Origin of the sequence: Micromonospora sp. NPDC004551 (assembly GCF_040609975.1) — a bacterium.
In the GTDB taxonomy this organism is placed as follows: Bacteria; Actinomycetota; Actinomycetes; order Mycobacteriales; family Micromonosporaceae; genus Micromonospora.
Window position 1 is genome coordinate 31,809 of record NZ_JBEXLM010000039.1, and the last position, 23,158, is coordinate 54,966.

The 23,158-nt window shown below is 74.4% G+C and carries 18 protein-coding genes; 16 read left to right on the forward strand and 2 right to left on the reverse strand.

What is annotated here, in order from left to right:
- Positions 1–76 precede the first annotated feature (76 nt).
- The 16 genes from ABZW14_RS30605 (at position 77) to ABZW14_RS30680 (ending at position 20,478) form a co-directional block, all read left to right on the forward strand.
- Positions 77–1,639: a sugar ABC transporter ATP-binding protein gene (locus tag ABZW14_RS30605; RefSeq protein ID WP_355353418.1), complete on the forward strand. Its 1,563-nt coding sequence runs from the start codon at positions 77–79 to the stop codon at positions 1,637–1,639.
- The gene (locus ABZW14_RS30610) at positions 1,636–2,745 is read left to right on the forward strand and encodes an ABC transporter permease (RefSeq protein WP_355353421.1); all 1,110 of its coding nucleotides are present in this window, start codon (positions 1,636–1,638) and stop codon (positions 2,743–2,745) included. Before ABZW14_RS30605 ends, ABZW14_RS30610 begins: the two co-directional genes overlap by 4 nt.
- A gap of 91 nt (positions 2,746–2,836) precedes the next feature.
- A complete protein-coding gene (locus ABZW14_RS30615) occupies positions 2,837–3,880 on the forward strand; it encodes a substrate-binding domain-containing protein (protein WP_355353424.1) in 1,044 nt (347 codons plus the stop codon).
- A 20-nt stretch (positions 3,881–3,900) separates the two neighbouring features.
- Positions 3,901–5,106 (forward strand): Gfo/Idh/MocA family oxidoreductase, encoded by a 1,206-nt coding sequence (locus ABZW14_RS30620; protein WP_355353427.1) that lies wholly within the window; start codon positions 3,901–3,903, stop codon positions 5,104–5,106.
- Between the two features lie 262 nt (positions 5,107–5,368).
- Positions 5,369–6,517, forward strand: coding sequence for an inositol-3-phosphate synthase (locus ABZW14_RS30625; RefSeq protein ID WP_355353475.1), 1,149 nt, complete (start codon positions 5,369–5,371; stop codon positions 6,515–6,517).
- Positions 6,514–7,401: an SCO3242 family prenyltransferase gene (locus ABZW14_RS30630; protein ID WP_355353430.1), complete on the forward strand. Its 888-nt coding sequence runs from the start codon at positions 6,514–6,516 to the stop codon at positions 7,399–7,401. Before ABZW14_RS30625 ends, ABZW14_RS30630 begins: the two co-directional genes overlap by 4 nt.
- Positions 7,398–8,327, forward strand: a complete 930-nt coding sequence (locus tag ABZW14_RS30635; protein ID WP_355353433.1) for a sugar phosphate isomerase/epimerase family protein — start codon at positions 7,398–7,400, stop codon at positions 8,325–8,327. The genes ABZW14_RS30630 and ABZW14_RS30635 overlap by 4 nt, the downstream gene beginning before the upstream one ends.
- 30 nt (positions 8,328–8,357) lie before the next feature.
- Positions 8,358–8,978 carry an EboA domain-containing protein gene (locus tag ABZW14_RS30640; RefSeq protein ID WP_355353436.1) on the forward strand — a complete coding sequence of 207 codons (621 nt, stop codon included), beginning with the start codon at positions 8,358–8,360 and terminating at the stop codon, positions 8,976–8,978.
- Entirely contained in the window at positions 8,978–9,829 is an 852-nt protein-coding gene (locus ABZW14_RS30645; RefSeq protein WP_355353439.1) for a TatD family hydrolase, read from the forward strand. The genes ABZW14_RS30640 and ABZW14_RS30645 overlap by 1 nt, the downstream gene beginning before the upstream one ends.
- Positions 9,829–11,016 carry a metabolite traffic protein EboE gene (eboE, locus tag ABZW14_RS30650; RefSeq protein WP_355353442.1) on the forward strand — a complete coding sequence of 396 codons (1,188 nt, stop codon included), beginning with the start codon at positions 9,829–9,831 and terminating at the stop codon, positions 11,014–11,016. The genes ABZW14_RS30645 and eboE overlap by 1 nt, the downstream gene beginning before the upstream one ends.
- On the forward strand, positions 11,013–12,407 hold the full coding sequence (locus ABZW14_RS30655; protein WP_355353445.1) for a nucleotide pyrophosphatase/phosphodiesterase family protein: 1,395 nt from the start codon (positions 11,013–11,015) through the stop codon (positions 12,405–12,407). The genes eboE and ABZW14_RS30655 overlap by 4 nt, the downstream gene beginning before the upstream one ends.
- Positions 12,404–13,471: a polyprenyl synthetase family protein gene (locus ABZW14_RS30660; RefSeq protein WP_355353448.1), complete on the forward strand. Its 1,068-nt coding sequence runs from the start codon at positions 12,404–12,406 to the stop codon at positions 13,469–13,471. Before ABZW14_RS30655 ends, ABZW14_RS30660 begins: the two co-directional genes overlap by 4 nt.
- Before the next feature lie 285 nt (positions 13,472–13,756).
- The gene (locus ABZW14_RS30665) at positions 13,757–16,591 is read left to right on the forward strand and encodes a ricin-type beta-trefoil lectin domain protein (RefSeq protein WP_355353451.1); all 2,835 of its coding nucleotides are present in this window, start codon (positions 13,757–13,759) and stop codon (positions 16,589–16,591) included.
- Between the two features lie 17 nt (positions 16,592–16,608).
- Complete coding sequence (locus ABZW14_RS30670) at positions 16,609–18,717, forward strand: lectin (protein ID WP_355353454.1); 2,109 nt, start codon at positions 16,609–16,611, stop codon at positions 18,715–18,717.
- A 78-nt stretch (positions 18,718–18,795) separates the two neighbouring features.
- The gene (locus tag ABZW14_RS30675) at positions 18,796–19,272 is read left to right on the forward strand and encodes a hypothetical protein (RefSeq protein ID WP_355353457.1); all 477 of its coding nucleotides are present in this window, start codon (positions 18,796–18,798) and stop codon (positions 19,270–19,272) included.
- A gap of 195 nt (positions 19,273–19,467) precedes the next feature.
- Positions 19,468–20,478 (forward strand): sugar phosphate isomerase/epimerase family protein, encoded by a 1,011-nt coding sequence (locus ABZW14_RS30680; protein WP_355353460.1) that lies wholly within the window; start codon positions 19,468–19,470, stop codon positions 20,476–20,478.
- Between the two features lie 148 nt (positions 20,479–20,626).
- Here ABZW14_RS30680 and ABZW14_RS30685 read toward each other — a convergent pair whose 3' ends face one another.
- Together ABZW14_RS30685 and ABZW14_RS30690 are read right to left on the reverse strand one after the other, a co-directional pair.
- A complete protein-coding gene (locus ABZW14_RS30685) occupies positions 20,627–21,811 on the reverse strand; it encodes an ROK family transcriptional regulator (RefSeq protein WP_355353463.1) in 1,185 nt (394 codons plus the stop codon).
- A 108-nt stretch (positions 21,812–21,919) separates the two neighbouring features.
- The gene (locus tag ABZW14_RS30690) at positions 21,920–22,990 is read right to left on the reverse strand and encodes a sugar phosphate isomerase/epimerase family protein (RefSeq protein ID WP_355353466.1); all 1,071 of its coding nucleotides are present in this window, start codon (positions 22,988–22,990) and stop codon (positions 21,920–21,922) included.
- Between the last annotated feature and the right edge of the window lie 168 nt (positions 22,991–23,158).

Here is a 23,158-nt window from a genome sequence, read left to right on the forward strand (position 1 = left end):
GCAGTCGCGAACCACGAAGGCGCTGTGAGCGAGAAGCGAGCCGGGAGGCGTCATGAATGACAGCGAGGAGGCCGAGGTGACGAACGAACCGCTCGTCGAGGCGCCCGCCGACACCGTCGCGGGCGAGGTGGTGCTGCGCCTCACCGACGTGGTCAAGACCTTCCCGGGCGTACGGGCACTGGACGGGGTCCAGCTGGAGGTGCGGGCCGGCGAGGTGCACTGCCTGCTCGGGCAGAACGGCGCCGGCAAGTCCACCCTCATCAAGGTGCTCGCCGGGGTGCACCGGCCGGACTCCGGCGAGGTGGTGTGGCGCGGCGAGCCCGCGGCCTTCGCCAACCCGCAGGCCGCCATGCGGGCCGGGATCGCCACCATCTACCAGGAACTCGACCTGGTCGAGGACCTGTCGGTGGCGGAGAACGCCTTCCTCGGCCACGAGCCGCGCCGGCTCGGCTTCGTCCGGCGCGGGCACATGGCCCGGCGCACCCGGCAGATCCTGGCCCGGCTCGGCCACCCGGAGATCCCGCCCGGGCGGCTGGTCCGCCACCTGCCGGCGGCCGGCAAGCAGATCGTCAGCATGGCCCGGGCGCTCTCCCACGAGGCGCGACTGATCATCATGGACGAACCGAGCGCGGTGCTCGCCCACGACGAGGTGGGCAACCTGTTCCGGATCATCCGGGAACTCACCGCGCAGGGCATCGCGGTCATCTACATCTCGCACCGCATGGAGGAGATCCGCGAGATCGGCGACCGGGTCACCGTACTCAAGGACGGCCGGACCACCGCGGCGAACCTGCCGGCCCGGGACACCCCGACCCGCGACCTGGTCGCCCGGATGACGGGCCGGACCATCGAGTACGTCTTCCCGGACCGCCCCGCCGAGGACACCGCGGGCACGGAGCTGCTGCGGGTAAACGGCCTGACCCGGCACGGCGAGTTCGCCGACGTCTCGCTCGACGTGCGGGCCGGCGAGATCGTCGGCATCGCCGGGCTGGTCGGTTCCGGCCGCTCCGAACTGCTTGAGACGATCTACGGGGCCCGCCGGGCGCAGGCCGGAACGGTCCGGATGGGCGGGCGGACGCTGCGCCCCGGCAGCGTCGGCGCGGCCGTGAAGGCCGGCATGGGGATGGCCCCCGAGGAGCGCAAGAGCCAGGCGCTGCTGCTCGGCGAACCGATCTACCGCAACGTCACGCTGGCCACCTTCGGCCGGTACGCCCGCCTCGGCTTCACCGACGCCGGGCGGGAACGGGCCGCGGCGGACCGGATCGCGAGCTCCCTGGAGCTGCGCCCCCGGGACGTCCGCCGGCCGGTGCGCACCCTGTCCGGCGGCAACCAGCAGAAGGTGGTGGTCGGCCGGTGGCTGCTCGGGAACACCCGGCTGCTGCTGCTCGACGAGCCGACCCGGGGCGTGGACGTGGGCGCCCGGGCCGAGCTCTACCAGGTGATCCGGGAACTCGCCGCGCGGGGCGTCGGGGTGCTGCTGGTCTCCAGCGAGGTGCCCGAGGTGCTCGGCCTGGCCGACCGGGTCCTGGTGATGCGGGAGGGCCGGGTGGTCCGCGAGGCCCCGGCCGGCGAACTCGACGAGAACACCGTGCTCGACCTCGTCATGGCGGGGTCCCTCATGGAAGGCGCGCCAGCATGAGCGACACGACACCCACGGCGGCGCCGGAGCGGGCGGCGGGGCTGCCGGCCCAGTCGCCGCCGGTCGACCCGGCCGAGACCGCGAAGGCCGACGCTCCGGCGCGGCTCTCCTGGTGGCGCGGCGACGGCGGGGAGGGCGCCAAGCGCAACATCGGCCTGCTGGCGACGCTGGTGGTGCTGGTGGTCATCGGCATCCTCACCCGCCCCGACCTCTACGGCGACGCGAGCTGGGTGTGGGGCAACACGCTCACCATCCTGAAGCTCGCCTCGGTGGTCGGCGTGGTCACCGTCGGGATGACCTTCGTGATCATCGGCGGTGGCATCGACCTCTCGGTCGGCGCGATCGTCGCGCTCGCCGGGGTCTGGTGCACCACGGTCGCCACCCAGAGCTACGGTGCCGGCGGCATGATCTTCAGCGCGCTCACCGTCGGGGTCGCGGTCGGCCTGGTCAACGGCGTGCTCATCTCGTACGGGCGGCTGGTGCCGTTCATCGCCACGCTGGCCATGATGGTCGCCGCCCGCGGCCTCGCCGCCGAGATCTCCGACAAGCAGACCCAGGTCTCCAACGACAGCTTCATCAACGGCATCGCCACCGTGAAGCTGCTCGGCATCCCGCTGCTGGTCTACATCCTCGCCGCGGTGGTGCTGGCCGGCTGGGTGCTGCTCAACCGGACCACCTTCGGCCGCCGCACGGTGGCGGTCGGCGGCAACCCCGAGGCGGCCCGGCTCGCCGGCATCAACGTCCGCCGGCACACCGTGCTGCTCTACGCGCTCTCCGGCCTCTGCTGCGGCATCGCCGCGATCATGCTGACCGCGCAGGCCACCTCCGCCCAGGCGGCGATGGCCAACCTCTACGAGCTGGACGCGATCGCCGCCGCGATCATCGGCGGCACGCTGCTCAGCGGCGGGCGGGGCACCATCATCGGCTCCCTGCTCGGGGTGATCATCTTCTCCACGATCACGAACCTCTTCGCCATCAACGGCCTCTCCACCGAGGCCCAGAACATGGTCAAGGGCGGCATCATCGTCGCGGCCGTCCTGGTCCAGCAGGTGCAGTTCCGCAGCCTCTCCCAGTTCCTCGCCCGCAACCGCGCCACCACCACCTGATCCCACCGCGCCCGCCAGGCCGCCGTCTCACCGACGGTGGTCCGGCCCGCCGCACCCGAAAACACCCCACCACCTCATTCAGGAGGCCGTCATGACAAGTGACCTGTCACGCCGCCGGCTGCTCTTCGGCGGGGCCGCGCTCTCCGCCGGCGTGCTGCTCGCCGGCTGCACCAGCAACGAGCAGACCCCGACCGAGGCGCAGACCAAGGCCGCGGCGACCGGCGCCAACCAGGAGCCGGGCAAGAAGGTGACCATCGGCTTCTCCGCCCCGGCCGCCGACCACGGCTGGATCGCCGCCATCACCAACAACGCCAAGGCGCAGGCCGGGGCGTACTCGGACGTGGAGCTGAAGAGCGTGGAGGCCGGCGCGGACGCGGCGGCCCAGCGCGCGGCGCTGTCCACCCTGATCTCCCAGAAGCCCGACGTGATCGTGCTGCTGCCGCATGACGGCAAGGAGCTCAACGCGTTCGGCCTGGAGGCCATGAAGGCCGGCATCCCGGTGGTCAACCTGGACCGGGCCTTCCCCGACGCCCGCGCCTACCGCCTGCAGATCAAGGGCGACAACTACGGCATGGGGGTGGCCGCCGCCACCTACATCGCCGAGCAGCTCAAGGCCAAGGGCGTCAGCAACCCGGTCATCGGCGAGATTCCCGGCATCGACTCGCTGGAGCTGACCCAGGAACGCTCCAAGGGCTTCGCCGACACGCTGGCCTCGCTCGGCCTCAAGGTGGCCAACCGCCGCCCGGCCGAGTTCACCGCCGACTCGGGCCAGCAGGCCGCCACCGGCCTCTTCCAGGCGCTCCCCAAGATCGACGCGCTCTGGAACCACGACGACGACCAGGGCATCGGCGTCCTCGCCGCGGTCAACCAGGCCAACCGCAAGGAGTTCTTCATGGTCGGCGGCGCCGGCTCGAAGAAGGCCATGGAGGACATCGCGGCCGACAACACGGTGCTGAAGGCCACCGTCACCTACAGCCCGTCGATGGCCTCCTCGGCCATCTCCCTGGCCCGCCTCATCGGCCAGGGCAAGGGCATGTCCGACCTGGTCGAGCTCCAGGTACCGAAGGAGATCGTCCTCGCCTCCGAGACGATCACCAAGGAGAACGCGAGCAACTACCTGAAGCTCGGGTTCTGACACACGGGGGGAGACCCACCTTGTCCACTCACGACAATGTCCTGCGGGTCGGCATGATCGGCTACGCGTTCATGGGCGCCGCGCACTCCCAGGCGTGGCGCACCGTGAACCGCGTGTTCGACCTGCCGGCGCAGGTGCGGATGGCGCTCGTCTGCGGCCGCGACGAGCCGAAGGTGGCCGAGGCCGCCGGACGGCTCGGCTGGGACGGGCACACCACGGACTGGCGGCGGCTCGTCGAATCCGACGAGATCGACGTGGTCGACATCTGCACACCGGGGGACAGCCACTGCGAGATCGCCCTCGCCGCGCTGGCCGCGGGCAAGCACGTGCTGTGCGAGAAGCCGCTGGCCAACACCGTCGAGGAGGCCCGGCAGATGACGGCCGCCGCCGCCCGGGCGCAGGCCGCCGGGGTACGCGCCATGTGCGGCTTCAACTACCGGCGGGTGCCCGCGGTCACCCTCATGCGGCAGCTCGTCGCCGGCGGGCGGCTCGGCGAGATCCGGCACGTCCGGGCGGTCTACCTCCAGGACTGGATCGTGGACCCGCAGTTCCCGCTGGTCTGGCGGTTGCAGAAGGACAGGGCGGGCTCCGGCGCGCTCGGCGACATCGGCGCGCACATCATCGACCTGACCCAGTACGTGACCGGGCAGCTCATCACCGGGGTCAGCGCGGTCACCGAGACGTTCGTCAAGGAGCGGCCGCTGCCGGCCGGGTCGAGCGGTCTCGCCGCGCAGGCCGACGGCAACGGCCGGGCGACCGGCCGGGTCACCGTGGACGACGCCGCCGTCTTCGTGGCCCGGCTCGACGGCGGCGCGCTCGCCACGTACGAGGCGACCCGCTTCGCCACCGGCCGCAAGAACGCGCTGCGTGTCGAGATCAACGGCTCGCTGGGCAGCGTGGTGTTCGACCTGGAACGGCTCAACGAGCTGGAGTTCCTCGACGCCACGCGCCCCGCCGCCGAGCAGGGCTTCAGCCGGATCCTGGTGACCGAGCCGGAGCACCCGTACCTGTCGGCGTGGTGGCCGCCCGGCCACATCATCGGCTACGAGCACTCCTTCACCCACCAGATGCGCGACTTCGTCGAGGCGGTCGCCACCGGGGTGGACCCGGCGCCGTCGTTCGCCGACGCGTTGCAGGTCCAGCTCGTGCTGGACGCGGTGACCCGCTCCGCCGAGCGGGCCGCGTGGACGGAGGTGGAGCCCGTCCTGGCCGAGGTGGCCGCCTGACCGATCCGCCCCGCGGCGCCCCGCGCGCCGCCCGACCCCACCGTTCACGCGGCGCCCCTGCGCCGCCCGAAGGGCTTTCCGGTGCCGACCGGCGAGGGCCCGCCGCGGTTGCGCCCCGCGGCGGGGACGAGGCCGGCACCGGGGAGCGCGCCGCCGCAGGACCACCCGCGGCCGGCGCGACCAGCACGGCCGTCCGGTGCGGCCGGACCGGGATTCCCCGGCCGCACCGGCCGACCGGCCCGACGACGGGGAGGCAAGAATGATGCGAACGGGTATCTGGCTGGTGGGAGCGCGCGGCTCGGTCGCGACCACCAGCGTGGTCGGGGCGCTCGCCCTGCGGGCGGGGCTCACCGACCCGACCGGCTGTGTCACCGAGCTGCCCGAGCTGCGGGGGCCCGCCCTGCCGTCCTTCGCCGACCTGGTGTTCGGCGGGCACGACGTGGTGGCCACCCCGCTCACCAAACGGGCCGAGGCGCTCGCCGCCGCCGGGGTGCTGCCCGGCCGGCTGGTCGACGCCCTCACCGGGGACCTGGCCGAGGTGGAGGCGGCGCTGCGCCCCGCACCGACCGGCGGCAGCCCGGCGGACCGGGTCGCCGCCGTGGCCCGCGACCTGTCCGAGTTCCGCCGCCGGCACGCGCTGGACCGGGTGGTGGTGGTCAACGTCTCCGCCACCGAGCCGGCGCCCGAACCGCACCCGGCCCACCACGACCTCGCCGCGCTGCGGGAGGCGCTGGCCGGGCCCACCGAGGTGCTTCCGGCCAGCTCGCGGTACGCGTACGCGGCGTTCACGGCGGGCTGCCCGTACGTGGACTTCACCCCGTCCACCGGGGCCCGGCTGCCGGCCCTGGCGGCGCTCGCCGAGGAGCGCGGCCTGCCGTACGCCGGGCACGACGGCAAGACCGGGGAGACCCTGGTCAAGTCGGTGCTCGCGCCGATGTTCGCCATGCGGCACCTGGCCGTGCGCTCCTGGTCCGGGGTGAACCTGCTGGGCGGCGGCGACGGCGCCACGCTCGCCGAGCCGGCCGCCAACGCGGCCAAGGTGGCCAGCAAGCAGCGGGTGCTCGGGGAGACCCTCGGCTACGTCCCGGAGGGCGACACCCGGATCGACCAGGTGGCGGAGCTGGGCGACTTCAAGACGGCCTGGGATCTGGTCACCTTCGCCGGCTTCCTGGGCACCGGGATGCGGATGGAGTTCACCTGGCACGGCTGCGACTCGGCGCTCGCCGCCCCGCTGGTGCTCGACCTGGCCCGGCTCACCGCCGCCGCGCACGCCGCCGGCCGGACCGGCCCGCTGACCGAGCTGGCCTTCTTCTTCAAGGACGGGATCGACGCGCCCACCCACGCGCTGGCCGGGCAGTGGACGCTGCTCCGGGAGTTCGTCGCCGGCCTGCACGCCGGGGCCGCCCGATGACCCGCCTCGCCGACCTCGCCGAGCTGGTCCGGGCACCGGCCGCGCTCTCCGTGCCGGGGGACGTGCTGTCCGGCGCGGCGGCGGCCGGCACGCTGGACCGGCGTACGCCCGCGCTGGCCGGGGCCTCGGTGCTGCTCTACTGGGCCGGGATGGCCGCCAACGACTGGGCGGACCGGCGGCTGGACGCCGTCGAGCGCCCCGAGCGGCCGATCCCCTCCGGCCGGGTCCGCCCGGCCGCCGCGTTCGGCGTCGCGGCCGGGCTGACCGCCGCCGGGCTCGCCCTGGCCGGCGCCGCCGGGGGCCGGCGGGCCACCGCCGTCGCGGTCCCCCTCGCCGCCACCATCTGGGGGTACGACCTCCTGGCCAAGAACACCGCGGCCGGCCCGGCCGTGATGGCCGCCTGCCGGGGGCTGGACGTGCTGCTCGGCGCGAGCGTCGGGCCGGGCCGCGGGCAGGCCGGGCGGCGGACGGCACCGGCCGCTCGCGGGCTGGTCCGGGCGCTGCCGGCCGCGCTGACCGTGGCCGCGCACACCTGGACGGTCACCGCGCTGTCCCGCCGCGAGGTCTCCGGCGCCGACCGGCGGCTGCCCCGGGCCACCCTGGCCGGGACCGCGCTGGTCGCGGCCACCGCGCTGGGCCGGCCGGACCCGGTGCCGGTGGCCCTGGCCGCCGGCTACGCCGGCCGGTACGGCGCCGCGCAGGCCCGGGTGCTCGCCGACCCGTCGCCGGCCCGGGTGCGCGCCGCCGTCGGAGCCGGCATCACCGGGCTGCCCGCGTTGCAGGGCGCACTGACCGCCCGGGCCGGCGCCCGGCTGCTCGGCCTCGCCGTCGCCGCGGCCGCCCCGCTCGGCCACCGGCTGGCCCGAATGATCTCACCGACATGACCGCCCCGCCGTCCCCCGCGCTCGCCGCACCGGACCAGGCGGCCGGCCGGTCGCCGCTGGACCCGACCGGGCTGCGCCTCGGGTACGGCACCAACGGCTTCGCCAACCACCGGCTCGGTGACGCGCTCGCCCTCCTGGCCGACCTCGGCTACGAGGGGGTGGCGCTCACCCTGGACCACGACCACCTGGACCCGTTCACCCCCGGGCTGACCCGGCGGGTGGCCGCCGTGCGCCGCCGGCTGGACGCGCTCGGCCTGGGCGTGGTGGTCGAGACCGGGGCCCGCTACCTGCTCGACCCGTGGCACAAACACGCACCGACCCTGCTGCACGACGATCCCGCCCGGCGGATCGAGTTCCTGCGCCGGGCCGTCCGGATCGGCGCCGACCTCGGCGCCGAGGCGGTCTCGTTCTGGGCCGGCGTACGCCCGGCCGAGGTGCCGGAGTCCGTCGCCCGGGACCGCCTGGTGGCCGGCTGCGCCACGGTCTGCGCGGAGGCCGACGCGGCCGGCGTGCCGCTCGGCTTCGAGCCGGAGCCGGGGATGCTGGTCGAGGACATCGCCGGCTGGCGGTGGCTGCGGGACGCGCTGGGCGCGCCGCCCGGGTTCGGCGTCACCCTCGACATCGGACACTGCCGGTGCCTGGAGCCCGTGCCGGTGCCGGACTGCGTCGCCGCGGTCGCCGAGCACCTGGTCAACGTGCAGATCGACGACATGCGCCGGGGCGTGCACGAGCACCTGGAGTTCGGCACCGGCGAGATCGACTTCCCGCCCGTGCTGCGCGCCCTCGCCGACGCCGGCTACCGCGGCCTGGTCGCCGTGGAGCTGCCCCGGCACTCGCACGCCGCGCCGGCCGTGGCCGCCCACTCGCTCGACTTCCTGCGCGCCGCCGCCCGGACGGCCGCCCCACGTGCCGAGGGCGGTGGCTGACCAGCTTCCACCCACGAGAGGGGAGACGGCATGACACCCGACCGACTGCACGCCGCGCTGCGGGGCGTACCCGATCCGCAGTGGCTGGACGCGGCCCTGCGCCGCGTCGCGACCGATCCCGCGGCGATCCCGCGGCTGTTCGCCGTCGCCGCCCGGAAGTGCGGCCGGGGGCCGCTGCCCGACCCGCCGGGCTGGACCGCCGACGAGGCGGCCCGGGCGCTGCTGCTCACCGCGCTCCCCGCCGGCCATGCCGCGGCGGCCGAGGCGCTCTACCGGCAGGGCGACGCCGCCGAGAAACGCGCCGTGCTGCGCGCCCTGCCGCTGCTGCCGATCGGGGCCGAGTGCGTGCCGCTCCTGCACGACGCGATCCGCACCAACGACACCCGGCTGGTGGCCGCCGCGCTCGGCCCGTACGCCCGGCACCTGGAACAGCCGGCCTGGCGGCAGGCGGTGCTCAAGTGCGTCTTCACCGGCGTGCCGCTGGCCGTCGTCGACGACCTGTCCGGCCGGGCGGACGGCGAGCTGGCGGCCATGCTGGCCGGTCTCGCCGCCGAACGGCATGCGGCCGGCCGGACGATGCCCGCCGACGCCACCGACCTGCTCGACCGGCTCGGCGCCGGCTCGCACCCCACCACCGCCAGGGAGGCGTGATGCGCATCTTCGACCCGCACATCCACATGACGTCCCGGACCACCGACGACTACGAGCGGATGGCCGCGGCCGGGGTCCGCGCCGTGGTGGAGCCGGCGTTCTGGCTGGGCCAGCCCCGCACCAGCGTGGACACGTTCGTCGACTACTTCGACTCGCTGATCGGCTGGGAGCCGTTCCGGGCCGGCCAGTTCGGCGTCCGGCACCACGCCACCGTGGCGCTGAACCCGAAGGAGGCCAACGACCCGCGCTGCCGCCCGGTGCTCGACCTGCTGCCGCGCTACCTGGACAAGGACGGCGTGGTGGCGGTCGGCGAGATCGGCTACGACTCGATGACCCCGGCCGAGGACGCCGCCTTCGCCGGTCAGCTCGCCCTGGCCGTGGCGCACGACCTGCCCGCCCTCGTGCACACCCCGCACCGGGACAAGGCCCGCGGCGTGGAGCGCACCCTCGCCGTGGTCGCCGAGTCCGGCATCGACCCCGGGCGGGTGCTGGTCGACCACCTCAACGAGGTCACCGTGAAGCTGGTCCGGGACACCGGCTGCTGGCTCGGCTTCTCCATCTACCCGGAGACGAAGATGTCGCCGCCGCGGATGGTCGAGCTGCTGCGGACGTACGGGACCGAGCGGATGCTGGTCAATTCGGCCGCCGACTGGGGCCGCTCCGACCCGCTGCTCACCCGGGCCACCGGCGAGGCCATGCTGCTCGCCGGGTTCACCGAGGACGACGTGGACCGGGTGCTGTGGCGCAACCCGGTGGAGTTCTACGGCCAGTCCGGCCGGCTGGACCTCACCGACCTGGACGGCGCCGCCGCCACGTTCGCCGGCAACTCCATCCTGCGCGGAGGCGAGTGATGCGCCTGCGGCACGCCGACGGGACCACCGTCCACCTCGGCTACTGCACCAACGTCCACCCCGCCGAGGACCTGCCCGGGATCCTCGCCCAGCTCGACACCTACGCGGTCGCCGTCCGGCGGGCGCTCGACACCGACCGACTGGGGCTGGGGCTGTGGCTGGCCGCCCCGGTGGCCGCCGCGCTCGCCGCCGATCCGGCGGCCCGCGGCCGGCTCCGGCACGAGCTGACCGTACGCGGGCTGGAGGTGGTCACCCTCAACGGCTTCCCGTACGCGGCCTTCCAGGCGCCGGTGGTCAAGGGCGCCGTCTACCACCCGGACTGGACCACCCCGGACCGGCTGGCGTACACCCTGGACCTGGCCCGGGTGCTGGCCGACCTGCTTCCCGACGACGCGGCCCGCGGCTCGATCTCCACCCTGCCGCTGGCCTGGCGCACGCCCTGGGACGCCGGCCGGGCCGAGGCCGCCCGCCGCCGCCTCGACGCCCTCGCCACCGGGCTGGCCGCAGTGGAGCGGGAGACCGGCCGGAGCGTCCGGGTGGGCTTCGAACCGGAACCGGGCTGCCTCGTGGAGTCCACGGGACAAGCACGCGAGGTATTGTCAGCCATGGATACCGACCGGCTCGGGATCTGCGTGGACCTGGCCCACCTCGCCTGCGCCTGGGAGGAGCCGGCCGACGCCCTCGCCCGGCTGCGGGACGCCGGGTTGCCGGTGGTCAAGGTGCAGGTCTCCGCCGCCGTCGAGGCGCCCGACCCGGCCGGCTCGGCCGAGGCGCTGCGCCGCTGGGTCGAACCGCGCTTCCTGCACCAGACCCGGGCCGCGGGCTGCGCCGGCGCCGGGGACCCGGCCGACCCGGCGTACGCGGCCGACGACCTCGACGCCGCCCTCGACGCGCGGCTGCCCGGGGCATGGCGGGTGCACTACCACGTGCCGCTGCACGCCCCGCCCGAACCGCCCCTGCGCTCCACCGTGCCGGTGCTGCGGTCCGCCCTCGCCGCGCTCTACGCCGGCCCGGCCGCCGGCTGCGACCACCTCGACGTCGAGACGTACACCTGGGGGGTGCTGCCGGCGGCGCGGCGGCCGCGCACCGACGCGGAGCTGGCCACCGGCATCGCCGCCGAGCTGGCCTTCGCCCGCGACGAGCTGGTCGGCCTCGGCCTGGCCACCACTGCGGGGGTGACCTCATGAGCCGGCGCCTGGTGGTGCTCGACGTGGTGGGGCTGACCCCGCGGCTGCTGGCGCACATGCCCCGGCTGCGCGCGGTCGCGGAGGCCGGCTTCGCCGCCGAGCTGGGCACCGTGCTGCCGGCGGTGACCTGCTCGGTGCAGTCCACGTTCCTCACCGGCGAGCCGCCGGCGGGCCACGGGATCGTCGGCAACGGCTGGTACTTCCGCGACCTCGGCGAGGTGCTGCTCTGGCGGCAGCACAACGCCCTGGTCGGCGGGGAGAAGCTGTGGCAGGCGGCGCGCCGGGTCGAGCCCGGCTACCGGGTCGCCAACGTCTGCTGGTGGTACGCGATGGGCGCCGACGTGGACTGGACGGTCACCCCGCGCCCGGTCTACCACGCAGACGGGCGCAAGGAGCCGGACTGCTGGACGGACCCGCCCGAGCTGCACGACACGCTCACCGAGGCGCTCGGCACCTTCCCGCTGTTCACCTACTGGGGGCCGGGTGCCGGAATGCCCTCGTCGCGGTGGATCTGCCGGGCCGCCGAGAAGATCCTCGCCGACCACGCGCCCGACCTGACCCTGGTCTACGTCCCGCACCTCGACTACGACCTGCAACGCTTCGGCCCGTCCTCGCCCCGGGCCGCGGCGGCGGCGGCCGAGCTGGATGCGGTGCTCGCCCCGCTGCTCGACGCCGCCCGGGACCGGGACGCCACGGTGGTGGCGCTCTCCGAGTACGGCATCACCGACGTCTCCCGGCCGGTGGACGTCAACCGGCTGCTGCGGGCCGAGGGGCTGCTGCGGGTCTACACCCAGGCCGGCATGGAATACCTGGACCCGTGGACGTCGCGGGCCTTCGCGGTCGCCGACCACCAGGTGGCGCACGTCTACGTGAAGGACCCGGCCGACGTGCCCGCCGTCGCGAAGCTGTGCGCGGCGCTGCCCGGGGTGGCGGAGGTGCTGGACGCCGCCGGCCAGGCCGGGTACGGGCTGGACCATCCGCGCTCCGGCGAACTGGTGCTGGTGGCCGAGCCGGACGCCTGGTTCACCTACTACTACTGGCTGGACGACGCCCGCGCGCCCGATTTCGCCCGGCTGGTCGAGATCCACCGCAAGCCCGGCTACGACCCGGCCGAACTCTTCTTCGACCCGGCCGCGCCGGGCGCGGCGAAACGCCGGGCCGCGGTCGCGCTGGCCCGCAAGAAGCTCGGGATGCGCTACCTCATGAGCGTGGTGGGGCTGGACGCCGGGGCCCGGGCGGTCCGCGGCTCGCACGGCCGGCTTCCCGCCGACCCGGCCGACGGGCCGGTGCTGCTCTGCTCCGACCCGGCCGCGGCCCGGGACCGGGTCGCCGCGGCCGACGTCAAGGCGTTGCTGCTCCAACTCGCCGGACTGGCTCCGGAGGCCCCGTGACCGTAACCGTCGCACCGACCGACCCGGACCTGCTGCGGGACCGTTTCGACGCCGCGCTCGCCGCGTTCCTGAGCGAGCGGGGGCCGGGTCGGCCGGACGACGGCACGGGGGAGGTGCATGCCGTGCTCCGCCGGTTCGTCCTGGCCGGCGGCAAGCGGCTGCGGCCCCTGTTCTGCTACTGGGGCTGGCGGGCCTTCGGTGGCCCCGATGGCACCCCGATCGTGGTGGCCGCCGCGGCGCTGGAGCTGTTCCACGCCTTCGCGCTGATCCACGACGACATCCTGGACCGCAGTGACCGCCGGCGTGGCCGGCCCACCGTGCACCGGGTCTTCGCCGACCGGCACGCCGGGGCCGGCTGGCACGGCGACCCGGAGGCGTACGGCCGGCAGGCGGCCCTGCTCTGCGGCGACCTCTGCGCCACCTGGTCGGGGCAGATGTTCCACGGGTGCGGGCTGGACCCCGAGCGGCTGCGCCGGGGCCACACCCTGCTCGCCCGGATGCGCGCCGAGGTCATCGCCGGGGAGTACCTCGACGTGGCGGCCGCGGCCGGCGACGGCTCGGTGGAGAGCGCCCTCGCGGTGGTCCGGCTGAAGACGGCCCGCTACACGGTGACCCGTCCGGTGCAGGTCGGCGCCGCGCTGGCCGGGGCGGACCCGGACGTGGTGGCCGCGCTGGCCGGGTTCGGCGACCCGCTCGGGGACGCCTTCCAGCTGCGCGACGACCTGCTCGGCGTCTTCGGCGACCCGGCGGTGACCGGCAAGTCCAACCTGGACGACCTGCGGGAGGGCAAGCCGACCGTGCTGCTGGCGCTGGCCCGGGCGGCCTCTGGGCCGGCCGGGGTGGCGCGGTTGCGGGCGCTGGTCGGCGATCCGGACCTGGACCCCGCGGGCGCCGCCGAGGTGCGCGGGATCGTAACGGCCTCGGGGGCGCGGGCGGCGGTGGAGCGGATGATCCGGTCCCGGGCCGACGCGGCGCTGGCCGCGCTGGACGCGCTGCCGCTGGCGGAACCGGCCCGGGTGGCGCTGGCCGACCTGGCGGCCCGGGCCGTGGACCGGCGCCGCTGACGCCAACTTTTGTCGCTCATTGACGAAAGTCGTTCCGGAACCAGCGGAAGCTATGGACATGCTCATCGAAAGGTCTTAATGTCGTCCGCAAGCACAGAGCTGTTTCGTCGAGGTGACCCGCCCGCACCGGCACCCTCGTCGAGGTGACCACCGGCCGGCCGCAACCACCGGCGGTCACGGCCCACCGAGCCTCATCCGGCGGGCCCGGCGCAGCATCCCCGCACGGCATCCGGCGCGACGCGCGCCCGATCCAGGCTGCGCGCGTCAGGAAGGGACAGCAGAGGCATGTCCAGCCCCCACCACACCCCCACCCGACGATGGCTCCCCGCCGGGACGGCGCTGCTGCTCGCGGCGGCCGCCGGCGCGGTCGGTCTGACCGCGGCGCCCGTCCCGGCGTCCGCGCACCCCATCCCGGCGAGCGACTTCCAGCAGGTCGAACTCGCCCGGGGCGTCGCCGAGACCGGCGAACCGATGTCCCTCGCGGTGCTGCCGGACCGCTCGGTCCTGCACACCGCCCGCAACGGCACGCTGCGGCGCACCGACGCCGCCGGCGTCACCACCGTGATCGGCACCCTGCCCGTCTACAGCCACGACGAGGAGGGCCTCCAGGGCGTCGGGGTCGACCCCGGCTTCGGGAGCAACCGGCAGATCTACCTCTACTACGCGCCACCGCTGTCCACCCCGGCCGGCGACGCCCCCGCCACCGGCACCGACTTCTCCGCCTGGCGGGGCGTCAATCGGCTCTCCCGGTTCACCCTCAACGCCGACTTCACGCTCAACCAGGCGAGCAAGGTCGACGTGCTGGACGTGCCGGCCGACCGGGGCATGTGCTGCCACGTCGGCGGCGACATCGACTTCGACGCCGCCGGCAACCTCTACCTCTCCACCGGCGACGACACCAACCCGTTCGACTCCGGCGGCTACGCCCCGCTGGACGAGCGGACCGACCGCAACCCCGCGTACGACGCGCAGCGCAGCGCCGGCAACACCAACGACCTGCGCGGCAAGATCCTGCGGATCAAGGTGAACGCCGACGGGTCGTACGCCGTCCCGGCCGGCAACCTCTTCCCGCCGGGCACCGCGCGGACCCGGCCGGAGATCTACGCCATGGGCTTCCGCAACCCGTTCCGGATGAGCGTCGACAAGGCCACCGGCATCGTCTACGTCGGCGACTACGGGCCGGACGCCGGCACCAGCTCGGCCCGCGGCCCGTCCGGGCAGGTGGAGTTCGACCGGGTCACCGGGCCGGGCAACTACGGGTGGCCGTACTGCACCGGCACCAACACGGCGGCGGAGACCTACGCCGAGTGGGACTTCGCCACCGGCACCGCGGGCGCGAAGTACAACTGCGCGGGCGGCCCCACGAACAACTCGTTCCGCAACACCGGCCAGAGCACCCTGCCGGCCGCGAAACCGGCCTGGATCCGGTACGCGGGCGACGCCGGCAGCCCGCCCGAGTTCGGCGGCGGCTCCGAATCGCCGATGGCCGGGCCGGTCTACCGCTACGACGCCGCCAACCCGTCCACCACGAAGTTCCCGCAGTCCTTCGACGGGCAGTTCTTCGCCACCGAGTTCGGCCGCGGCTGGATCAAGCCGATCCACCTCAACGCCGACGGCTCGCCCGGCACCATCGACACCTTCGGATGGACCGGCAAGCAGGTGATGGACTCCGCGTTCGGGCCGGACGGCGCCTACTACGTCCTCGACTACGGCACCGGCTACTTCAACGGCGACGCCAACTCGGCGCTCTACCGCTTCGACTACCTCGGCGGCGGCAACCGCGCCCCGGTGGCCCGCGCCGCGGCGGACCGGACCTCCGGCACGGCCCCGCTGGCCGTCGCGTTCTCCTCGGCCGGCTCATCCGACCCGGAGGGCGGGGCGCTCACGTACGCCTGGACGTTCGGCGACGGCGGCACCTCGACGGCGGCCAACCCGTCGCACACGTACACGGCCAACGGCCGCTACACGGCCACGCTGACCGTGCGGGACCCGCAGGGCGCCACCGGCACCGCCAGCGTGGTGGTCACCGTCGGCAACACCGCGCCGACGGTCACCGTGAACAGCCCCGGCAACGGGCAGCTGTTCTCCTTCGGCGACACCGTGCCGTTCCGCATCACCGTCACCGACCCCGAGGACGGCACGATCGACTGTACGAAGGTCAAGATGACCTACGTGCTCGGTCACGACCAGCACGGCCACCAGATCACCTCGGCCACCGGCTGCACCGGGTCGATCAGCATCCCGGTCGACGGCGAGCACGACGACGCGGCGAACATCTTCGCGATCTTCGACGCCGAGTACACCGACGCCGGCGGCCTGACCACCCACACCCAGCACACCCTCCAGCCCCGGCACCGGCAGGCCGAGCACTTCAAGACCTCCGCCGGGATCAACACCTTCGACAAGGCGACCGCCGAGGGCGGCAAGACCGTCGGTGACATCCACAACGGGGACTGGATCGCGTTCGAGCCCTACCAGCTCGGCAACGTCACCGGGTTCAGCGCCCGGGTCTCGTCGGCCGGGGTGGGCGGCACCCTCCAGGTGCGGGCCGGCTCGGCGACCGGCACCGTCCTCGGCTCGGCCACCGTGCCGGTGACCGGCGCATGGGACACCTTCACCACGGTGACCGGCACGATCGCCAACCCGCCCGCCGGGACCACCACCCTCTACCTCACCTTCGCGGGTGGCGCGGGCGCGCTCTACGACGTGGACTCGTTCACCCTCACCACCTCCGGCGTCCGCACCGGACCGGTGCGCGGGCTGGCCGGCAAGTGCCTCGACGTGCGCAACGCCGCGACCGCCGACGGCACCCAGATCCAGCTCTACACCTGCAACGGCACCGCGGCGCAGAGTTGGACGGTGACGCCGAACTCGACGATCCGGGCGCTCGGCAAGTGCCTGGACGTCTCGGGCGGCGCGACCGCCGACGGCACGAAGATCCAGCTCTGGACGTGCAACGGCACCGCGGCGCAGAACTGGTCGGCGCAGGCCGACGGCACGCTGCGCAACCCGCAGTCCGGCAAGTGCCTGGACGTCTCGGGCAACAACTCCGCCGACAGCACACCCGTACACCTCTGGACCTGCACCGGCGCGGCGAACCAGAAGTGGACCCTGCCGTGAAGACCTGGGAGAGCGACATGAGACTCCTCCGCACCGCCCTCGGCGCGGCCACCGCCGTCCTCGCCACCCTCGCCTGCACCACCCCGGCCACCCCGGCGGCCGCCGCCGACGCCCCCTACGACGTGCTGGTCTTCTCCAAGACCGCCGGCTTCCGGCACGACGCCATCCCGGCCGGCATCCAGGCCGTCCGCGACCTCGGCGCGGCGAACAACTTCACCGTCACCGCCACCGAGGACGCCGCCCAGTTCACCACCGCCAACCTGGCCCGGTACGAGGCGGTGGTCTTCCTCAACACCACCGGCGACGTGCTCAACCCCACCCAGCAGACCGCCTTCGAGTCGTACATCGGCGGGGGCGGGGGCTACGTGGGCGTGCACGCCGCCGCCGACACCGAGTACGACTGGCCGTTCTACGGCAACCTGGTCGGCGCCTGGTTCGCGTCCCACCCGGCGATCCAGCCGGCGAACGTGAAGGTGGAGGACCGGGCGCACGCCGCCACCGCCCACCTGCCGCAGACCTGGAACCGCACCGACGAGTGGTACAACTACCGCACCAACGCCCGGTCCACCGCGCACGTGCTGGCCACCCTCGACGAGTCGTCGTACTCGGGCGGCGCGATGGGCGGCGACCACCCGCACGCCTGGTGCAAGGCGTACGCGGGCGGCCGGTCCTTCTACACCGGCGGCGGGCACACCCAGGCGTCCTACGCCGAGCCGGCGTTCCGCGCCCACCTGCTCGGCGGCATCCGGTACGCGGCCGGCCGCAGCAAGGCCGACTGCCGCCCGGAGACCGGCTACACGGCGCTCTACAACGGCGCCACCACCGGCTGGTCCCAGGCCGGGCCGGGCAGCTTCACCAACGCCGACGCCACCCTCACCTCCGTCGGCGGGATGGGCCTGTACTGGTACAGCGCCAAGCAGTTCACCAACTACTCGCTGAAGCTGGACTGGCGGCTGGCCGGCGACGACAACTCCGGCGTCTTCATCGGCTTCCCGCCGTCGAGCGACCCCTGGTCGGCGGTCGACAACGGCTACGAGATCCAGATCGACCCGACCGACAGCCCCGACCGGACCACCGGCGCGGTCTACACCTTCAAGTCCGCCGACCTCCCGGCCCGGGACGCGGCGCTCAACCCGGCGGGGGAGTGGAACACCTACGAGCTGCTGGTCGAGGGGGAACGGCTCCAGGTCTTCCTCAACGGCGTGAAGATCAACGACTTCACCAACACCGATCCGGCCCGCTCGCTCGCCGGCCACGTCGGCATTCAGAACCACGGCACCGGCGACGACGTCTCGTTCCGCAACATCCGCATCAAGGAGCTGGGCGGCACCCCGCCGCCGACCGGGAACACCACCGTGCAGGCCGAGGCGTTCAGCTCCGCCAGCGGCGTCAGCGCGTTCACCAAGGCCGGCGCCAACGGCGGGCAGACCCTGGGGTACGTCGACCCGGGCGACTGGGCCGCGTACCAGGGGCTCGACCTGACCGGGGTGACCGCGTTGCGGGCCCGGGTGGTCTCCGGCGGTCCCGGCGGCACCCTCCAGCTCCGCACCGGCTCCCCGACGGGCCCGGTGCTCGGCCAGGTGGCGGTGCCGAACACCGGCGGCTGGACCACCTTCGCCGACGTCGGAACGACGCTGACGGGCGTACCGGCCGGCAGCCAGACCGTCTGGCTGACCTTCGCGGGCACCGGCACCGGCCTGTTCGACGTCGACGACTTCACCCTGGTCCGAGGCGGTGGCACCAGCGGGACCGGCCCGATCCGGGGCCTGGCCGGCAAGTGCCTCGACGTGCGCAACGCCGCGACCGCCGACGGCACCCAGATCCAGCTCTACACCTGCAACGGCAGCACCGCGCAGACCTGGACGGTGACGCCGAACTCGACGATCCGGGCGCTCGGCAAGTGCCTGGACGTCTCCGGCGGTGGTTCGGCGGACGGCACGAAGATCCAGCTCTGGACGTGCAACGGCACCGCGGCGCAGAACTGGTCGGCGCAGGCCGACGGCACGCTGCGCAACCCGCAGTCCGGCAAGTGCCTGGACGTCTCGGGCAACAACTCCGCCGACGGCACCCCCGTACACCTCTGGACCTGCAACGGCGCGGCGAACCAGAAGTGGACCCTGCCCTGACCCTCGGAGCGGCGGCGGACCGGGCGACCTGCGGGATCCGCCCGGTCCGCCGCCGGGGTGCTGCCGTACCGTGACCGTGTGGGACGCCTGGAGCGGTGGCGTCGGGTCGCCCGGGCGCGCCCGAGGGTCGGTGACGTGCTGCGGGCCGTCCTGCGCCGGCCGCCGGCCCCGGCCGCCGGGCCCGTGCCCAGCCTCACCCGCCTGGACGCGCTCATCGACGAATTCGCCGCCGGCGGGCCGGTGCGCTGGAGGGTGGGCGGCCAGCCGCGCCCGCTGCCCGCCGCCGTCGACGCGGCGGCGTACCGGTTCATCCAGGAGGCGCTGACCGACGCCCACCGGCACGCGCCGGACGCGGCCGTCGCGGTCCGGCTGCGCTACGACCCGGCCGGGCTCACCGTCGAGGTACGCGGCGACGGGCCCGCCATCCCCGGCGCCGGCCTGCGGGCGCGGGCCGAGTCGGCCGGCGGCGCCTTCCACGCCGGCCCGCGGCCCGAGGGCGGCTGGGTGGTCCGCGCCGAGCTGCCGGCCCCGGAGGACGAGGCGGAGCCGGCCTGACCCTTCCGCGCCGGTCCCGGCGGACCTAGAGTGAGGGCGGCGACCGCGAGGTGGCCGGTGACCCGGCGGGAGGCGCAACCCGTCGGGCCCAGACGCGACCGCGTCCACCGGTGCCCGCCGGGGTCGCCGGCACCCGGTCGCCCTCGCCCCGGTCCGCTACGGAATCCCCCCGATCACGACAGGGGAGAAGGACAAATGGCGCGACCCATCACGCTCTTCACCGGCCAGTGGGCCGATCTTCCGTTCGACGAGGTCTGCCGGCTCGCCGCCGAGTGGGGCTACGACGGCCTGGAGATCGCCTGCTGGGGCGACCACTTCGAGGTCGACAAGGCACTCGCCGACGAGTCGTACGTGGACCGCAAGCGGGCCACGCTCGCCAAGCACAACCTCCAGGTCTTCGCCATCTCCAACCACCTGGTCGGGCAGGCGGTCTGCGACCACCCGATCGACGAGCGGCACCAGGACATCCTTCCCGCCCGGATCTGGGGCGACGGCGAGCCGGAGGGCGTACGCCGCCGCGCCGCCGAGGAGATGAAGGACACCGCCCGGGCAGCCGCGAAGCTCGGGGTGAAGACGGTGGTCGGCTTCACCGGCTCGTCGATCTGGCACACCCTGGCGATGTTCCCGCCGGTGCCGCCCGCCATGATCGAACGCGGCTACCAGGACTTCGCCGACCGGTGGAACCCGATCCTCGACGTCTTCGACTCCGTTGGTGTGCGCTTCGCCCACGAGGTGCACCCCAGCGAGATCGCCTACGACTACTGGACCACCAAGCGGGCCCTGGAGGCGATCGGCAACCGGCCGGCGTTCGGGCTGAACTGGGACCCGTCGCACTTCGTCTGGCAGGAGCTGGACCCGGTCAACTTCATCTTCGACTTCGCCGACCGGATCTACCACGTCGACTGCAAGGACGCGAAGGTGCGCACCGGCGACGGCCGGCGCGGCCGGCTCTCCTCCCACCTGCCGTGGGCGGACCTGCGGCGGGGCTGGGACTTCGTCTCCACCGGCCACGGTGACGTGCCGTGGGAGGACTGCTTCCGCGCGTTGAACGCGATCGGCTACACCGGCCCGATCTCGATCGAGTGGGAGGACGCCGGTATGGACCGCCTGGTCGGCGCCCCCGAGGCGCTCCAGTTCGTCCGTCGGCTCGCCTTCGACGCCCCGTCGGCCGCCTTCGACGCGGCGTTCAGCAGCAGCCGGGACTAGATCCGTCGGCCGCTACGAACTTGATGGCGTGAACGACTCACCGCTCCGCCGGGCGGCGACCGCGTCGGTCGGCGGGTGAGTCACCCGCGTCATCAAGTTCGTAGCGCCGAGGCCGACGGTCCGCCGCCGCTGCGGGGCGGTGGGGCGGTCAGCGGGCGGCGAAGACCTGGTCGCTGATCAGACGGGCGGCGCCGACCAGCCCGGCCCGGTCGTCGAGGTCGGAGAGCACGATCGGCATGCTGCCGGTGGCCAGCGGGGTGGAGCGCCGGTAGACCACGCTCCGGATCTCGGCGAGCAGGACCGGCCCGATGCCCGGCGCCGCGCCGCCGATGATCACGATGGCCGGGTTGACGAAGCTGACCAGGCCGACGAGCACCTGCCCGAGCCGGCGGGCGGCGTCCCGGACGAGCGTCTGCGCGGCCGGGTCACCGGCGGTCGCCGCCGCGGCCACGTCGGCCACGGTGAGCAACCCGCCGGCGGCCAGCCGGTCCGCGAGCGCCGTCGAGCGTCCGGCCCGCGCGGCCGTCACCGCCTCCCGCACCAGGGCGGCGTCCCCGCAGTACGCCTCGACGCAGCCGGTGTTGCCGCAGCCGCAGAGCGGGCCGTCCTCGGTGAGCTGGAGGTGCCCGATGTCCCCGGCGCCGCTGGTCGCGCCCCGGTACAGCGCGCCGCCGAGCACCAGCCCGCAGCCCACCGCGTCGCCCAGCTTCACGTAGAGGAAGTCGTCGAACGGCCGGCCGGTGCCGGCGTGCCGCTCGCCCAGGGCCATCACGTTGGCGTCGTTGTCGACCTGCACCGGGCAGCCCAGCTCGGCGGCGATCGTGTCGCGTACCGGGAACTGGTGCCAGCCGGGCAGCGCGGGCGGGGAGACCGGGGCGCCCTCGCGGACCGCGACCGGCGCGGGAAGCGCCACCCCGACGCCGGCCAGCCGGGCCAGCCCGGCCTCGGCCCGCAGCTTGCCGAGCAGCTCGACCGCCCGGCCGATGACGACCTCCGGGCCGAGCCGCACGTCGACCGGCTCGTCGTGCCGGGCGAGCAGCGCCAGCTCGCCGTCGGTCAGCGCGACCGCCAGCCGCCCGTCGCCGACCCGCACCGCGCCGAAGCGCACCTGCCCGCCGACCCGCAGCAGCGAGGAGCGCCGGCCGCCACGGGACGCGGCCGGCCCCGCCGTCTCCACCAGGCCCTGCGCGGCCAGCCGGTCCGCCTCGGCAATGAACCGGGCCCGGGGCAGGCCCAGGGCGTCGGCCAGTTCGACCCGCGAACGGGGGCCGTCGTCGCGCAGCAGGCGCAGCAGCCGCGCCTGGTCCGCGGTCTCCGGTCCGACCATCGTCATCACGATCACCTCCCCCCCGAATGTGCCACACCGGTGTCACCACCGCGTGACGCGAGGGGGCCGCACCGGTTTCCCGGTGCGGCCCCCTGCGATCCGGTGTCGAGTCCGTCAGCCCCGCAGACCCGACATGTGCTGGTAGCTGACCTCCGCGTAGCGCAGCGACCGGCCCGGGTCGGCGGACCCGCCCGGCGCGTTGTCCTGCTCCCACATCGGGTTGTGGTAGCCCTTCGCGCCCATGTTGGCGAAGAAGTTGCCGTAGTCGATGTCGCCCTCGCCGAGCGGCACCATCGAGTAGCCGGCCGCGGAGGCCGGGTCGTAGGTGCCGTCCTTGGCGTGGAACAGCGGGAACCGGATGGGCTGGGCGGCGACCACGGCCAGCGGGTCGAAGACGTTGGTCTGGGTCACGCCGTCCGGGTCGGTGTAGCTGCGGAACCGGTGCTGGGCCACGTGCGCCCAGTAGATGTCCATCTCGAACCAGACCCACTCCGGGTTGGTCCCCCCGATGAAGTACTCCAGCTTGCGCACACCCGAGGACCGGGTCGGCCGGCCCTGCGCGTCCAGCGGGCCGCTGTCGCGCAGGAAGTCGTACGCGGCGTCGTGGTTGTGCGTGTAGAGCTTCAGGCCCCGCGCGGCGGCCATCTCACCGAAGGTGTTCCACCGGTCGATGGCGGCGTCCCAGTCGGCCTTGAAGTTGCTGCCGGTCGGGTCGCTGCCGGTGCCGATGTGCGTCATGCCGAGGATCTCGGCGGTGTCGAGGGTCTGCTCGAACTGGGCGATGGTGGTCGGGTTGACCGTGCTCGGGACGGAGGCGTGCGAGCCGTTGGCCCGCAGCCCGTTGTCGTCCAGAATCTTGCGGATCTCCGCCGGGGTGATCTGCCGGCCGAGGATCGAGGTGTGCTGGGTGTACCCGGCGAACTCGACCTCCTTGTAGCCGATCTCGGCGAGCCGGCCGAGGACCCGCTCGAACCCGAAGGGCACCCCGCTGCCGTCGTCGGCGGCGCCGATCCGGTCGCGGACGCTGTAGAGGATGATGCCCCGCTTGCCGGTCGGGACGAGCACCCCGTTGCCGGCGAAGGCGGCCGACGGGCCGAGCGCGGCGCCGACGGCGACGGCGCCCGCCGCCCCGGCGATGGTGCCGAGCACTCGGCGACGGCTCATCCCGTGCGATGTGTCGTTCATGTCCTGACTGCCTTTCTCACGGTGCTGGATGGTGTGGAAGGAAGCGAGGGGGGGGGTGGGGGGGGGGGCGGGGGGGCCCCCCCCCCCCCGGGGGGGGGGGGGGGGGGGCCCGCCGGGGGGGGGGCGGGGGACGTGTTGGGGGGGGAAAAGGCCGGGGGGGGGGACGCG